This is a genomic window from Microcella alkaliphila (assembly GCF_004216855.1).
GTDB lineage: Bacteria > Actinomycetota > Actinomycetes > Actinomycetales > Microbacteriaceae > Microcella > Microcella alkaliphila.
The window spans coordinates 1-14,829 of record NZ_SGXT01000017.1; the positions used below are offsets into that span (position 1 = coordinate 1).

Annotated in this window: 15 protein-coding genes, 1 tRNA gene and 1 riboswitch; of the genes, 7 read left to right on the forward strand and 9 right to left on the reverse strand. The window is 64.3% G+C overall.

Going from position 1 to position 14,829, the window contains the following annotated elements:
- Window positions 1-131 precede the first annotated feature (131 nt).
- Complete coding sequence (locus EV140_RS10040; RefSeq protein ID WP_130283562.1) at window positions 132-545, forward strand: transposase; 414 nt, start codon at window positions 132-134, stop codon at window positions 543-545.
- Here the strand turns inward: EV140_RS10040 and moeB are convergent.
- From moeB to thiO, 4 genes are read right to left on the reverse strand one after another with little or no spacing between them, the layout of a single operon-like run.
- Window positions 542-1,726 (reverse strand): molybdopterin-synthase adenylyltransferase MoeB, encoded by a 1,185-nt coding sequence (moeB, locus tag EV140_RS10045; RefSeq protein ID WP_130283564.1) that lies wholly within the window; start codon window positions 1,724-1,726, stop codon window positions 542-544. The genes EV140_RS10040 and moeB overlap by 4 nt on opposite strands.
- Window positions 1,723-2,514 (reverse strand): thiazole synthase, encoded by a 792-nt coding sequence (locus EV140_RS10050; protein ID WP_130283566.1) that lies wholly within the window; start codon window positions 2,512-2,514, stop codon window positions 1,723-1,725. Before EV140_RS10050 ends, moeB begins: the two co-directional genes overlap by 4 nt.
- A 2-nt stretch (window positions 2,515-2,516) precedes the next feature.
- On the reverse strand, window positions 2,517-2,771 hold the full coding sequence (gene thiS, locus EV140_RS10055) for a sulfur carrier protein ThiS (protein ID WP_241969257.1): 255 nt from the start codon (window positions 2,769-2,771) through the stop codon (window positions 2,517-2,519).
- Window positions 2,764-3,990 carry a glycine oxidase ThiO gene (thiO, locus tag EV140_RS10060; protein WP_130283568.1) on the reverse strand — a complete coding sequence of 409 codons (1,227 nt, stop codon included), beginning with the start codon at window positions 3,988-3,990 and terminating at the stop codon, window positions 2,764-2,766. The genes thiS and thiO overlap by 8 nt, the downstream gene beginning before the upstream one ends.
- A 161-nt stretch (window positions 3,991-4,151) precedes the next feature.
- Between thiO and thiE the strand changes: the two genes are divergently transcribed.
- Window positions 4,152-4,808: a thiamine phosphate synthase gene (gene thiE / locus EV140_RS10065; RefSeq protein WP_130283570.1), complete on the forward strand. Its 657-nt coding sequence runs from the start codon at window positions 4,152-4,154 to the stop codon at window positions 4,806-4,808.
- A 10-nt stretch (window positions 4,809-4,818) separates the two neighbouring features.
- On the opposite strand, the gene thiD is transcribed toward thiE, so the two are convergent.
- Together thiD and thiC are read right to left on the reverse strand one after the other, a co-directional pair.
- On the reverse strand, window positions 4,819-6,339 hold the full coding sequence (gene thiD / locus EV140_RS10070; RefSeq protein WP_130283944.1) for a bifunctional hydroxymethylpyrimidine kinase/phosphomethylpyrimidine kinase: 1,521 nt from the start codon (window positions 6,337-6,339) through the stop codon (window positions 4,819-4,821).
- A 77-nt stretch (window positions 6,340-6,416) separates the two neighbouring features.
- The gene (thiC, locus tag EV140_RS10075; protein WP_130283572.1) at window positions 6,417-8,159 is read right to left on the reverse strand and encodes a phosphomethylpyrimidine synthase ThiC; all 1,743 of its coding nucleotides are present in this window, start codon (window positions 8,157-8,159) and stop codon (window positions 6,417-6,419) included.
- A riboswitch (TPP riboswitch) is annotated at window positions 8,157-8,264 on the reverse strand. It overlaps the preceding gene by 3 nt.
- A gap of 82 nt (window positions 8,265-8,346) precedes the next feature.
- Here thiC and EV140_RS10080 point away from each other — a divergent pair.
- Complete coding sequence (locus tag EV140_RS10080) at window positions 8,347-8,901, forward strand: hypothetical protein (protein ID WP_130283574.1); 555 nt, start codon at window positions 8,347-8,349, stop codon at window positions 8,899-8,901.
- 4 nt (window positions 8,902-8,905) lie between these two features.
- On the opposite strand, the gene EV140_RS10085 is transcribed toward EV140_RS10080, so the two are convergent.
- Window positions 8,906-9,310 (reverse strand): heavy metal-responsive transcriptional regulator, encoded by a 405-nt coding sequence (locus EV140_RS10085; RefSeq protein ID WP_130283576.1) that lies wholly within the window; start codon window positions 9,308-9,310, stop codon window positions 8,906-8,908.
- 55 nt (window positions 9,311-9,365) lie between these two features.
- On the opposite strand from EV140_RS10085, the gene EV140_RS10090 reads away from it, so the two are divergent.
- Together EV140_RS10090 and EV140_RS10095 are read left to right on the forward strand one after the other, a co-directional pair.
- Entirely contained in the window at window positions 9,366-9,683 is a 318-nt protein-coding gene (locus EV140_RS10090; protein WP_130283578.1) for a thioredoxin family protein, read from the forward strand.
- Window positions 9,680-11,032, forward strand: coding sequence for a dihydrolipoyl dehydrogenase family protein (locus tag EV140_RS10095; RefSeq protein WP_130283580.1), 1,353 nt, complete (start codon window positions 9,680-9,682; stop codon window positions 11,030-11,032). Before EV140_RS10090 ends, EV140_RS10095 begins: the two co-directional genes overlap by 4 nt.
- 99 nt (window positions 11,033-11,131) lie before the next feature.
- Here EV140_RS10095 and EV140_RS10100 read toward each other — a convergent pair.
- Window positions 11,132-11,203: transfer RNA gene (locus tag EV140_RS10100), tRNA-Arg, on the reverse strand.
- 113 nt (window positions 11,204-11,316) lie between these two features.
- On the opposite strand from EV140_RS10100, the gene EV140_RS10105 reads away from it, so the two are divergent.
- Together EV140_RS10105 and EV140_RS10110 are read left to right on the forward strand one after the other, a co-directional pair.
- A complete protein-coding gene (locus EV140_RS10105) occupies window positions 11,317-12,198 on the forward strand; it encodes an SDR family oxidoreductase (protein WP_130283582.1) in 882 nt (293 codons plus the stop codon).
- 140 nt (window positions 12,199-12,338) lie between these two features.
- Window positions 12,339-14,174 carry a DUF2207 domain-containing protein gene (locus tag EV140_RS10110; protein ID WP_130283584.1) on the forward strand — a complete coding sequence of 612 codons (1,836 nt, stop codon included), beginning with the start codon at window positions 12,339-12,341 and terminating at the stop codon, window positions 14,172-14,174.
- Here EV140_RS10110 and EV140_RS10115 read toward each other — a convergent pair.
- Window positions 14,171-14,677: an HNH endonuclease gene (locus EV140_RS10115; protein ID WP_130283586.1), complete on the reverse strand. Its 507-nt coding sequence runs from the start codon at window positions 14,675-14,677 to the stop codon at window positions 14,171-14,173. The genes EV140_RS10110 and EV140_RS10115 overlap by 4 nt on opposite strands.
- Between the last annotated feature and the right edge of the window lie 152 nt (window positions 14,678-14,829).

A 14,829-nucleotide genomic window follows, 5' to 3' on the forward strand; every position in this document is an offset into this window, starting at 1 on the left:
CCCTGGCCCAACTCGCGATCGCGTTCCCCGACCGAATCCGCCCCTACCTCTGACCAACCCCAGACGATGCCCATTTACACAAACAACTTGACAGGTGACGGCGCTCAGCGAATTTCCCCAGAGTTGCAGAACTGAGGAATTTCAGTGAGCGCCGTCAGATGGCCGCGGTGCTCGACCTGATCGCCGTGGCCAGGACCGGCCCGGGCCGGCCGCGCACCCGACCCGACCGGGTGCTCGCGGACAAGGGCTACCCGTCGCGGGCGAACCGGCGCTACCTCGCCGCGCGCGGCATCCCGGCCACAATCCCGGAGAAGGCCGACCATGCCGCAGGCCGCCTCCGAAGGGGATCGCGGGGCGGGCGTCCGCCCGGGTTCGACCCGGCCGCCTATCGGCAGCGAAACACCGTCGAGCGGTGCTTCAACCGGCTCAAGCAGTGGCGCGGCATCGCGATGCGCTCCGACAAGACCGCACGCGCCTACCGGGCCGGAATCGCCCTCGCCGCCACCCTCGTCTGGATCAAGACAGACTTGATCAACACGGCCTAGTACTGATGGCGCATCGACTCGGTCTCGTGAAGCCAAGCGAGAACCCCACCGGATAAGTGCTTCATGCGGGTATACCCCTGACTCCTGAGTTCCGCCAGCGCGATTGCCGAACGCGTTCCTGCCTTGCAGTAAAGAACCAGATCGCGATCGCGTGGCAGCTCGGAGAGCACCTCTCCAGAGACAATGCGATCCAGAGTAATCAGCCGTGACCCGGGAATTGCCACGAGGTCGTGCTCGCCCCTCTCACGCACATCGATGAGTTCGAAGTTGGCGTCACCGATTTCCCCTCGCGTCAGGAGGAGTGCCACAAGCTCGTGTACCCCGATTTCGTCATCGGTTGACGCCGGTACCGCAGCGACCCCACAGAACAGTTCGTAGTCGATCAGCTCGGTTATTGGCGCGATCGATTCGTCTTTTCGTACTGTGAGCTCCCGCCAGGTGGCATTCTGGGAGTCAAAGAGAAGAACCCGTCCGAGCAGGGTGCGCCCGACACCAGTGATGAGTTTCACGGCTTCTGCGACCATCATCGAACCAATGACTCCGCAGAGCGTGCCAAGGACTCCGCCCTCGCCGCAACTAAGTGAGGCGCCTGCGGGCGGAGCTTCGGGGAACAAGTCACGATAGGTCGGCCCGTGACGCTCCCAGAAAACGCTCACCTGACCTTCGAAGCGGTAGACCGACCCCCAGACATATGGCTTACCGAGGAGCGCAGCCGCGTCGTTCACGAGGTAGCGGGTTGCGAAGTTGTCAGAGCCGTCGATGATTAGGTCGTAATCGGCGAACAGCGCAAGCGCCGTGCTTGAATCAAGCCGCAACTCATGGCATCGCACAGTCACGGCGGGGTCGAGTTCGCCTAGAGCCCTCGCGGCAGATGCGAGCTTCGACCCTCCCACACTCGAGACATCGTGAATGATCTGCCGCTGTAGGTTGCTTGCATCGACCAGGTCGTCGTCGACGATCCCGATCGTGCCGACCCCTGCGGCGGCCAGATAGAGCAGCACTGGCGAGCCGAGGCCGCCCGCGCCGATGACGAGAACCCGAGCATTTTTGAGCCGACGCTGGCCGAGAGACCCAATCTCGGGAATGATCACGTGCCGTGAGTAGCGTTCCGCCTCTGCAGGAGTGAGCTCGGCTGCCGGTTCGACCAGTGGTGGGAGAGGTGTGGCGTTACGCGCGTTCACAGGTCGGGGCGCCCGTCTATCGCCGACGAGGCCTGCGCATGCTGCCTTTTGGGGATACGTCCGGCTTGCAATGCGAGCCGACCGGCGATGACAGCGTGCCGGAATGACTCCGCCATCTTCACGGGATCCTGGGCCCGCGTCACGGCCGTGGCCAGCAGCACAGCGTCGCAGCCGAGTTCCATGGCGAGCGCGGCATCCGATGCGGTGCCGATTCCCGCGTCGAGCACCACAGGCACTTGGGCACGGGACACGATCAGTTCAATGTTGTGGCGGTTGAGAATACCTAGTCCGGTGCCTATAGGCGAGCCGAGCGGCATCACTGCCGCGGCGCCGAGCTGTTCGAGCCGCAAGGCCAGGACCGGGTCGTCGTTGGTATAAGCGAAAACAGTGAAGCCGCGTGCGACGAGTTGCTCGGTGGCGTCGACTAGCTCGACCGCGTCGGGCAGCAACGTGTGCTCGTCGGCGATCACCTCGAGCTTGATCCAGTTCGTCTCGAGGGCCTCCCGTGCGAGTTCGGCCGTAATTACTGCTTCGCGGGCAGTGAAACAACCGGCAGTGTTTGGCAACACCCGGATGTCGTGGTCGACAAGCAATTGGAACAGCGACCCGGCCGTACTCGCGCTATGACGACGCATGGCCACGGTGGTGAGTTCCGTTCCCGAGGCCAACAACGCTTCCCCGAGGCCGGCTAGGTTCGACGCGCCGCCCGTTCCCATGATGAGACGTGAGTTCAGTGTGACTCCGTCGATAATCAGTGAGTCGCGGTGTGTTGATGTCGTGACGCTCATACTTAGCCTCCTTGTGCCGCTGTGACGATCTCGATGACATCGTCGGCCATGACTACGGTTGTGCCCCACTGGCCCCGCGGCACGATTTCCGCATTGCGCGCGACCGCGATGCCCAGCCGTCGGCCGTCGGCCGCGTGCCCAGCGGCGGTGATCTGCCGACCGGTCTGCTTGCTCACAAGTTCTGCGACGGTCTGGCCGTCTTCCAGCGGGTGAGCCGCGCCGTTCAGGATGATCGTGGTGGTGTCGCGTTTATGCACGGGTGTGCTCCTTCAGAGAGTGCGGCGAGAAACGGTCGGGGCGGAACCGGTGCCAACGAGGGTCGCCTGGGTTGTCGAACATCTCGACACAGATCTGTGCGGCAATGGGCGTCAAGAGCACCCCGTGCCTGAAAAAGCCGGTCGCGATGATCAGACCGGGGATGTCGGAGCCTCTCGCCCCGGACGACACGCGACCGAGTAGCGGGGCGTTGTCTGGCGTACCCGGCCGAGCGCGGGTGGTCACCTCAAGCAGCTCCAACTCCGCGATGGCGGGGACGAGGGCCTGGGCGTCACGGAGAAGCTGGTAGACACCGCCGATCGGCGCGACGTCGGTGCCGTGCTCGCGCTGGGTGGCGCCGAGCACCAATGTCCCATCTGACCGCGGCACCAGATACACAGAATTACCGCGGACCAACCCGCGGATAGTCTCTGTCAGGAACGGCTGGAGGGGGCTGGGAATTCGCAGCCGCAGGATGTCTCCGAGGACGGGCCTCAGCGGCAATTCAAGCCCGCCTGGCAGACCACCCAACGCACCGGCTGCCAGACCGTTCGCCACGACGACCTCATTCGCGGCCACCGTAGATCCGTCGTGAAGGGCGACCCCAGTCACGCGCGAATGCGAGTCGCTCGGCTTCTCGTGCAGCAGGCGCACCGCATTCTGCCTTATCGCTGGCTGGTGGACCCAACCGCTCCGCCTGGCGAGCTTGGCAAGCGCAGACTGAAGGCGGGCGGCGAGTAGCCGAGGGTCGACCTGGTGGTCTTGCGCGACGCGGTAAGCGGCCGAGATGTGGGCGCTGAGCAAGGGCTCGATTTCCCTTGCTTCACGAACGAGCAGCGGGCTGGCATTCAAGCCGTGTGCGACCTGCAGCCCCCTTAAGTCGGCCAGAGTGTGGCGGTCTGCTGCATCGACGCCGACCACGAGGGTACCGGTCTCACGGTATCCGACCGTCGCGGCATCTACCACGAGCGATTCAACAAATGAGGGATAGAGGGCGGCTGAGGTCAGGGTCAGCTCGAGAAGGTCTTCTTCCGGAAAGAGCAATTCGCTTACAGCGGCCAGCATGCCAGCTGCAGCAAACGTCGCACCACGTGCGGGAGCCGCGTCGATGACGGCGACCGTGCGACCCGAGAGCGCTGCGGCCCACGCAATTCCCAGGCCGACGATGCCCGCCCCGATCACAGCCACGTCGACCGTGCGCCCATCGGTTGTGCCACTCATCGTGCCGTATCCCCAGGATGCCGCGCTGTCGCAAGAGCTCGAACAACGAAAACTCTCGAGCCCGATCGGTCTCTCTGGCGTAGCCCACGGCTCCGAGCCGACCGCGCGCCGCGGCGCACAGAGTTCTCCTCGCCCCGATGGCGGGCAAACAGGCACACCCTATGGTTGAAGGCGTGACGAAGAACCTTGGCCGCCTCTACCTGTGCACTGACGCCAGGAAGAACAAGTGCGACTTCGCCGAATTCATTGACGCGGCGTTCGGTGGTGGAGTCGACATCATCCAGTTGAGAGATAAAACACTCGAGGCCCGCCACGAACTCGAACTCCTCGAAATTCTGCGCGACACAGCCGAACGACACGGGCGACTGTGGGCCGTGAACGATCGCGCCGATATCGCGATGCTTACGCACACGCCGGTGTTCCATGTCGGCCAGAGCGACCTGCCGGTGGACTCGGCCCGGCGGCTTCTCGGCGACGACACAATAATCGGGTTGTCGAGCCACACGCCCGGGCAAGTCGATGCGGCGATGTCGGCAGAAGCCCTCGACTACTTCTGTGTGGGCCCGGTATGGCCAACGCCGACAAAACCGGGGCGGGCACCGGTAGGGCTCGACTTGGTGCGCCATGCGGCCGCCCGCAGCGACAGCAAGCTCGGCCCGCCGCCGTGGTTCGCCATCGGCGGCATCGACCTCGACCACATCGACGAGGTTGTTGACGCCGGGGCCAGCCGTGTGGTGGTCGTGCGGGCGATCACCGAAGCGGACGATCCGGCCGATGCGGCGAGGCGCCTGCTCGACAGGCTTCCTCAGCTGGCCTGAACATCCCATCTCAGAGCCTCGCGTGTAGGCGTGGTGAGTCGAAGAAGTCCAGCTCGAATTGCGATGACTGCTCAAACACTGCTTTCATGTTCTGCCTCTCCCCTGACGACGCCGCTGCCGCAGCCGCATCGACGAAAGCGACAGCGCGGCGAGCCGAGTCAACGAACGCCTGGTTGGAGTACGTTTCGAGCCAGGCCGCGTACGGGTGCGCCTCGGCACGACCCTGCGCAAGGATTTCGGCTTGGAGCCGCTCCCCCAATTCGGCATTTAGCCAGAATCTGGGAAGAAGCGCTACGACGACTACCGCGTAGCTGCCCTGCACGCCCACCGCCAGCAGGTGGACGAGATACCCCTTCGTGACAAGGCCGGGCGCTGGCTGCGGGTGATCGCCTACCCAGCTTCGATGAAGCTCAGCCTCGACTTCGAGGCATAGCTGGGCGGAGTTTACCCAGAAGCGTTGCTCTTCTTCAGTCGGTGCCAGCCTGCTCGCGCGGGTGAGCACATGGGAGTACGTGTTGAGGCAAACCGCATCCTGGGCGAGGTAGTAGGCGAAGTCGACGCCGTCGAGGGTGCCGTTACCGAGGGCAACGATAAAGGGCAACTCAAAGACCCTCGAACGGATCGAGGTGATTCCCGCCCATAGGGACTCGCTGAACTCTCGGCCACGGGGTGCCCGATCGGCGAACAGCTGATGGAAATGGTGGATCGGACCATTGCCGCTGCCCACCTCGAGCGAATGCGCGTGAGCCAGCGCGTCGTTCAGCCACTCCTTCACACGAGAGAGCGACGCGGCCCAATCACCGGTCTGCGCCTGCACAGTCGCCATGGCAGAAGAGAGTGAGCAACCTGTACCGTGCGTATTGTTCGTAACCACACGGGGCGAAACGAACTCCACCACAGTCTCGGCAAGCAGCCCGTGTGAGTTGACCAGAGCATCCGGGCAGTCTGCACCAGTGAGATGGCCGCCCTTCACTAATACTGTGACGCCGGTCGCCGTCGAGAGTCGCTTGCCTTGCTCGAGCGCTTCCGCCCAATTTGCGGCCGGTTCCTCCTGGAGGAGCACGGCGAGTTCTGGCAGGTTGGGCGTCACCAGATCAACGAGCGATACGAGGTTGCGTAGGGCCTGCTCGGCCGATGCCGCCAGGAGTCGGTCCCCGCTGGTCGACACCATTACAGGGTCGAGCACCACCAGCGGAGGGCGTGTGGCCTGCAGCCAGGAGCGCACCTCATCAATGACGGCAAGTTCGGCGAGCATTCCGATCTTGACGGCGTCGATTTGCACGTCATGACTCACGGCGTCGAGTTGCTGCCGCAGAAACTCCACGGACGGTGTGTGCACCGCTAAAACGCCGTGCGTATTCTGTGCAACGAGAGCGGTCACGACGGCCATTCCGTACCCACCATTCGCGGCGATGCTCTTGAGGTCAGCCTGAATACCGGCGCCCCCTGTCGGATCGGTACCGGCAATGCTGAGCACTCGCGGCGTGGCCCTGAGTAGCAGGCGAGAGGCGTGCTCGTTCACGTTCGACATCGGTTCGCTCGTGCTGACCAGAGAAGTTCGACGGGCCTTCAGAAGATCGGATACATCGACGAGACCGAGTCGATCAGTCACGGTGTGTCAGGTGCGCCGACGACCGGTTCCGGAAGATAGACCTTGCCACCAGATTCACGGAACGCTGCTGACTTCTCCTCCATGCCCGCCACAATCTGCTGCTCGGACAGGCCACCGAACTGATCGCGGATGTCTTGTGAGATCCGCATCGAGCAGAACTTCGGTCCACACATCGAACAGAAGTGGGCCGTCTTCGCCGGCTCCGCCGGGAGCGTCTCGTCGTGGAATGCCTCGGCCGTGACCGGGTCAAGGGACAGTGCGAACTGGTCCCGCCACCGGAACTCGAAGCGTGCTTTGGACAGCGCGTCGTCGCGTTCGTGTGCGCCGGGGTGACCTTTCGCTAGGTCGGCGGCATGAGCGGCGATCTTGTACGTGATCACACCCGTTTTGACGTCGTCCTTGTTCGGTAGTCCCAGATGTTCTTTCGGGGTTACATAGCAGAGCATCGCGGTCCCGTACCGTGCGATCTCGGTTGCTCCGATCGCGGAGGTGATGTGGTCATATCCGGGGGCAACGTCCGTGACGAGGGGGCCGAGCGTGTAGAACGGGGCGCCATCGCACAACTCCTGCTGACGTTCGACGTTCTCCCGAACCAGATGGAACGGAATATGGCCTGGGCCTTCCACCATCACCTGGACGTCGTATTTCCACGCCCGTTTCGTGAGTTCCGCGAGGGTGTCGAGTTCCGCGAACTGGGCGGCGTCGTTCGCATCGGCAGTTGATCCAGGGCGCAGCCCGTCACCGAGGGAAAACGCGACGTCGTAGCGAGCGAAGATCTCGCAGAGCTCGTCAAAGTGGGTGTAGAGGAAGTTTTCCTGATGGTGCGCCAGACACCACCCAGCCATGATCGACCCACCACGAGAGACAATTCCCGTCACCCGCTCCGCGGTCAATGGCACGTACCGGAGCAAGACTCCGGCATGGACGGTCATGTAGTCCACACCCTGCTCGCACTGCTCGATCACCGTGTCCCGGTAGATCTCCCAGGTGAGCGCGTTTGCTTCACCATTGACCTTTTCGAGGGCCTGGTAGATCGGTACGGTGCCGATGGGCACCGGGGAGTTGCGGATGATCCACTCCCGGGTCGTGTGAATGTCATCACCGGTCGATAGATCCATGACCGTGTCTGCACCCCACTGGGCCGCCCACTGCAGTTTGTCTACCTCTTCGGCAATCGAGCTGGTCACCGCTGAGTTGCCGATATTTGCATTGATCTTCACCAGGAACGCTTTGCCGATGATCATCGGCTCGGACTCCGGATGGTTGATGCTGTTGGGAATGATCGCCCGCCCGGCAGCGACCTCAGAGCGCACCAGCTCCACGTCACAGTTCTCGCGAAGAGCGACGAAACGCATCTCCGGAGTGATCACGCCCTTCCTTGCGTAAAACATCTGAGTGACCGTCTTGCCCGGCAGCGACCGGCGAGTTAGGGGCTTGTCGCCCTCCCACTCGGCGGATGCAGCACCCCTGCGGAGCGCCGCACGCCCGTCGTCATGCAGATTCCGCTCCCGCCCGGAGTAAGCCTCCGTGTCACCACGTGCCTCAATCCACTTCGCGCGGAAGGGGGGCAAGCCGCGAACCGGATCACTCCCCGGCCCCTCGGTGCGATACACGGTGAACGGCTCGTTCACCTGACCGTTCGGTGACGGTTCAAGCGCGATCTGCGTCACCGGGACACGAATGCCGTGCTCGTCATCGTGTAGATACCCGAGCGTGTGAGATGGGCTGACAGGTTCCATGCGTGGAGTCCTACTTCCTTCGCCGGCATTACCCGGACAGGTTCAACGGTCGCAGGCCGCGTCAGCCTGATCTCAGCCCATGCATGGGCACCCGTGTGGATAGAGGCACGATAACATCTCTGGGGCTGGCGCAAGCCAAGCAGCGCTTGCGGTCGCAAATCGTCTATCCGTAGCTGAACATGTAAGCGTGCCGCAGGTCGAATCAAAGCCCGGTCGCGCTGCAAGCACGATCGTGAAGACGCGCTGGTCGGTTTCCGACTCCCGGTCGCTATACCGGTCGCTATTCCGGTCGGTGCACCTGCTGCAGGTTTACTCGAACCCCGCACCTGGGGTCATCACACCTCAAGAACTACTCTTCCGCTCGAGCCCCCGCAACCAGGAAAATTCGACAACCGGAACTCGTCGGCGAGCCCGCCAACTGAGGGCTGACGAAGCAGAAGCTGTCGCGACCCGTTACCTCGCGGTGCGCAACGTTCGAACCGTCGCCGCCGAGTTCGGACTTTCCCGGACTACCGTGGCCCGAATCCTAAGCGATCGCGGAATCGACGCGTCACGAATGATGACCGAGGGCCAGATAGCGATCGCCGTCGAACTCTACGAAAGTGGCCAGTCGAGTGCCGTGATCGGCAAGCAGTTAGGCTTCGACAATCACACGATCTTGAAGGGGCTGCGAAGCCGCGGCGTCAGGATCAGGCTGGCGGCCGCTCAAAGGCGAGAGGGTGATTCAGGAAGCGTCTCCTAAAGGGTCAGCCTCCCGCCGAGACGATGACGCTGCAGACGCCCCCCGGTTCGCAGTCGGTCGGGTCGAGGTCTCGACCCGCCGCGATCAATTGATTCAATTCAGCTTCCAAGACAGCAAGCTCACGTTGCCGCCGCTGTACCTCATCGAGCTTTTCCTCGAGCAGAGTTGAGACATGAGCGCAGGGCGCTTCGCCCGCGTCGCGGATGTTGATCACACTGGCGATCTCAGCAAGGGTGAGACCCGCCGATTGCGCGGATCGAATGAAGTTCAGTCGCGATACGGCCGCGTGGTCATAGCGGCGATAGCCATTTCCTTCACGCGCAGAGGGCGAAAGAAGTCCTCGTCGCTCATAGAAACGGATTGTCTGTGAGGGAACACCGCTGACGTTGGACAGGTCGCCGATCTTCATGGGCTCCATTTCACCACTTGACCTTGCATCGCGCTACAAGGTTTATTCTCCGAGAATGGAGATCACGCTGCAGTACTTCATTGGTTGCCCGAATTGGTCGATCGCCGCCGAGCGCTTGGCGACGATCGCCTCCGAACGCCCCGACATCACCGTTCTTCACCGGCTCGTCGAAACGTTCGATGACGCGGAGAAGCTCGGCTTCCGCGGCTCGCCCAGCATTCTCGTCGACGGAGTGGACCCGTTCGCCGACTCGTCGGCACCCGTCGGCCTGGCCTGCCGTGTGTACAGCACACCCGCAGGTCGCGCTGGCGCCCCCACTCTAGAACAACTGCGCATGGCGATCACCGCACAGCACGATGGAGTCGCACTGTGAACGCGGAGTACGACCTGTTCGTCATCGGTGCCGGGATGGCAGGGATCACTGCGGCCAACCGCTGCGCGTCCCAAGGCTGGAAAGTCGGCATCGTCGACACCCTTCCCTACGGAGGCACCTGCGCTCTTCGCGGCTGCGACCCCAAGAAAATTCTCCGCCGAGGCGCCGAAATCATCGACGATGCACGCCTCATGCACGGCAAAGGCGTTAACCAGAATGGCCTCACACTCGATTGGCCCGCCCTCATGCGGCATAAGCACGGCTTCACCGACGATATTCCAGGAGCCATGGAGTCCACGTTGAAACGGAACGGTGTGTCCACGTTCCACGGCGATGCCCGATTCGTCAGCCGCCATCACGTCGACATCAACGGCGAACAGCATTCCGCAGCACGATTTCTCATCGCCACCGGAGCCCGCCCTCGGCCGCTCGAGTTCTCCGGCCAGGAGCTTCTGGTCGACAGCACCGAATTCCTGAACCTCGAAGCGCTGCCCAGAAGAATCGTGTTCGTCGGCGGCGGGTTTGTTTCCTTCGAGTTGGCGCACATCGCAGCGCGCGCTGGCGTGGAGTGCGTGATCATCGACCACGGCACAAAGCCGCTGCGCGCATTCGACCCGGACCTCGTAGATCTGCTTGTGCGCCGCAGCGAACAGGCTGGAATACGAGTGCACCACAGCACCTCCGTGAGCGCAGTCACGCACACCTCCACGGGCTTTCACGTTGCAATCGAGCGGGACCGCGCGACCTCCAACATCGACGCCGACCTTGTGGTGCACGGAGCGGGCCGCGTACCCAACTTCGACGGCCTCGATCTGGAGGCAGCCGATATCGCGCACGGGCCACAGGGCATTGACGTCTTCGGGCACTTGCAGAGCCGTAGCAATCCGTACGTCTATGCAGTAGGTGACGCGGCGGGCACCCCGGGCGAACGCCTGACGCCGGTGGCCGTCTTCGAAGGTAAGGTCGCCGCATCCAACATGCTCAAAGGCATCGAGACCGTGCCCGACTACGCCGGCGTGCCCTCGACGGTGTTTACGATTCCAGAACTAAACCGGGTCGGGATGCTCGAACAAGAAGCTGCACGCGATGGTCGAGAGATTTCTGTGCGCTACCACGACACCAGCGGCTGGTACAGCAATTACCGAATCGGTGAGACTACCGCCGCCACGAAGGTGATCGTAGATCCAGCGACCGACTTGATTCTCGGGGCGCACCTACTCGGCCCAGGCTATTCAGAAGTGATCAACACGTTTGGCCTCGCCATCAAGCTCGGACTCACCACCCGACAGCTGAAGTCCGTGACGGCCACCTATCCTTCCGTCGGCTCCGACCTCGGCTCCATGTTCTGACAAATGCGATCCCGAGCGGCGCCGAAAGGCGTACAACACTGCTGATGAGAACCCGTTCAGATATTCCGGTCGGATGTTCCGGTCGGATGTTCCGGTCGGTGCCCCTGGAGGGACTCGAACCCCCAACCCTCTCCTTAGGACGGAGCTGCTCTTCCATTGAGCTACAGAGGCAGGCGCCACCAGTCTAGGCGCGATGGACTGCCTGAGCGCCGCGTGGGAATGCCTTGCCGGGATGCACGGGGCGCTGGAATCGTGGCGGTTTCCGATCGAGAGGAGACATTACGATGGCTGACACGACCGACCCCCGCTCCGAGCATCCCGATGAATTCCCGAAGCAGAGCCAAGACTCGCAGCCGGGCCTGACACACCAGATGAGCCCCGCACCCGACCACGGCGAGAAGACCTACCGGGGCACCGGCAAGCTCGAGGGTCGCTGCGCACTCATCTCGGGCGGCGACTCGGGGATCGGCCGCGCCGTCGCGATCGCGTACGCGCGTGAGGGCGCCGATGTCGCGATCATCCACCTACCCGAGGAGGAGGCTGACGCCGCGTCGACCGCCGAGCTGATCACCGAGGCCGGACGTCGCGCGCTCACCATTGCCGGCGACGTGCGTGACGAAGGGTTCTGTCGCGACGCGGTCGAGCGCACCGTCACGACGTTCGGCGGGCTCGACATCCTCGTGCTGAACGCCTCGTATCAGGACGACCGCGACGGCATCGAGTCGATCACCACCGAAGAGTGGGACCGCGTTATGCGCACCAACCTCTACTCAATGCTGTGGCTCACTGCGGCGGCGCGCCCGCACCTGCACGACGGGTCGTCAATCATCACGACGTCGTCCATCCAGGCTTTCAACCCCTCGCCCGGCCTCATCGACTACGCGATGACGAAGGCCGCGCAGGTCGCCTTCACGAAGGCGCTCGCGCAAGATCTCGGCGAAGCGGGCATCCGTGTCAATGCTGTGGCGCCCGGCCCGATCTGGACTCCGCTGATTCCCGCCACCGACTGGCCCGAGGAGAAGATCGCACAGTTTGGCGCTGACACCCCGCTCGGCCGCGCCGGCCAGCCCGCCGAGCTGGCGCCCGCGTACGTGTACCTCGCCTCCGACGACGCGACCTACGTCTCGGGCGCGATCCTTCCGGTGACGGGCGGCAAGCCGCTGTAGCGAGCCGTATCGCCCGCGGGCCGTGGGGCCTAGAGTGACCGCATGGCCAGCGGCACCGTGTCGAGGCACGCTGCGAGATGCCGAAATCAACTCCGCACGAGCTGGAACGTGACGAAACGTAGGCTTGCTAGGGTCGTCGGATGCTCCCCCGCAGCCGCCACCTCGCTCGCCTCCTCGTCGTCTCGGCACTCGCGGGAGCCGTCGCGCTCGGCGTCGCACCGGGCCTCGCTACGCCAGCCCCTGCTCACGCCGACACGAGCAACTTCACCTTCGATTCGTTCGAGGCCGACTACACCCTGAGCCGCGATGCCGATGGCACGTCTCGGCTCGACGTGGTCGAGACGATCGTCGCCCGCTTCCCTGAGTTCGACCAGAATCGCGGCATCATCCGGGCGATCCCACTCGACTACGACGGGGTGCCGATGGCCCCCGAGGTGACGAGCGTGACCGACGGGAGTGGCGCATCCGTGCCGTTCGAAAGCGACGAGCGCGGCGCGTTCGTCGAGCTCGCGCTCGGCACCGACGACTTCGTGCGCGGCGTGCAGACCTACGTCATCAGCTACACGCTTGAGAACGTCGTGCGCTCATTCGACGACACCGCGAGCGACGAACTCTACTGGGACGTGAACGGCACAGGCTGGGGCCAGCCCTTCGGCGAGGTGAGCGTCGCCGTCACCCTGAGCGATGAGATCGCCGATGCGTTCACCGGCAACGCCGCGTGCTACGTCGGGCCACAGGGCTCCACCGATCAGTGCCCGATCGACGCGAGCGCCACCCCCATCACCGCGAGCGCCACCGACCTCGGCCCCGGCGAAACGTTGAGCATCGCCGTTGGCTTCGCGCCCGACACGTTTGTGACGTTCGAGCCTCCCGCCCCGACCCCCCTGCCGGCCTGGGTTCCCGCAACCGGCATCGCGATCATCGTCGCCGCCTTGGCCGCGCTTCTTGCAGCGATCATTTCCGCCGTGCGCGCACCTGGCGGCGTTCCGCGCACGCGAGCGCTGATCCCGCACTACACCGAGCCACGCGGCATCGACATTCTGCAGTCGGCGCACCTGGTCAGCCGGCCAGACACCGCCATACCCGCAATGCTGGTGCGCCTCGCCGTGCGCAAGAACCTCCGCATCCTGGCGTACGCGGCAACCGACTCGACGGCGCCGTACACGCTGCAGTACCGGGCGGACGCGGGTGCCGACGACCTCGACCGCGCGGCGCTCGACGCCCTCTTCGGCGCCGACCGGCAGCAGGGTGATCTGAAGCCGTACGGCGAGTACGACGCCACCCTGACGACGGCCCTCACCGGCTTCAGCGAAACAGCGAAGCGGTCTCTCACCGAGCAGGGCTTCACCGAGCGCGCTCCGAAGCGACCCGTCGCGAGCCGTCTCGCCTCCGCCCTGTGGCTGCTTCTCACGCTGACGTTCGCCGCCAATATTCTGTGCGCTGTGCTGTTCGGAGAGTCCGCCATCCTGCTCGTCGTCGCCGGGGGCATCGCCGGCATCAGCGCGATCATCGCATCACTGCTTATGCTCCGCCCTCAGCAGCTCACGCAGCGCGGACGCGACGCCGTCGACCACCTCGACGGCCTCCGCCTTTACCTCACCGTCGCCGAGGAGGACCGCCTGCGTGCCCTGCAGAGCCCGCAGGGCGCGGAACGCATCGACGTCGGCAATGGCCGCGAACTCGTGAAGCTCTACGAGAAGCTGCTGCCGTGGGCTGTGGTCTGGGGTATCGAAGACCAATGGATGAGCGAACTCGCCGTGCGCGCATCCGCCGCTGGCGAGACGCCCGACTTCTTCGTCGGCCCCGACGGTTTCCAGGCGGCCCTCTTCGTGACCGCCCTCCAGGGTTTCCAATCGACAATGACGGACCCGGCCGCGCAGTGGTCGTCGAGCGGCGCAGGCAGCACGATGGGCGGCACCTTCGGTGGCGGCTTCGCCGGCGGAGGGGGCGGAGGCGGGGGCGGAGGGGGCCGCTAGGCTGCGGCCACGGCGGGCGCCAGGTACTCGTCCCACTGCGGCTGCGGCCGCTCGATGCCGCGCACGAGCCACGCCGTGCCGTGTGGGGCCTTCGGTGTCACCCGCAGCTGCCACCCCATTTCGGTCGGCGTTCGGTCGCCCTTGATGTTGTTGCACTTCAGGCAGCACGCGACCAGGTTCTCCCACGAGTCGGCTCCGCCGCGCGAGCGGGGATGCACGTGGTCGATCGTCGAGGCGAAGCCGCTGCAGTAGGCGCACCGGTTGCCGTCGCGGCGCAGCACGCCGCGGCGGGTGAGCGGCACCTTCCTGGCGTGCGGAATCTTGACGTAGCGTCGCAGCACGATCACGCTCGGCCGGTCGAACGCATCGGTGATGCCAAAGACGGGATGCTCGCCGTCGGCGGCGAGCACGCTCGCCTTCCCGTTCATCACGAGCACGAGGGCTCGGCGGAATGACACGACGGCGAGGGGCTCGTAACCAGCGTTGAGGACGAGTGTGCGCACAGCTTCTCCTGTCGACGGGCCCGCATGGCCTGCGGACGGTCCCATATCGACACCGGCTTCGGTCGAGCAGTTCGGCGTTCACGCCCCGTGTGGGCACAAAAAAAGCACTGCTGTCAGACAGCAGTGCTTGTTTCGGCGACACCGTGACAGGG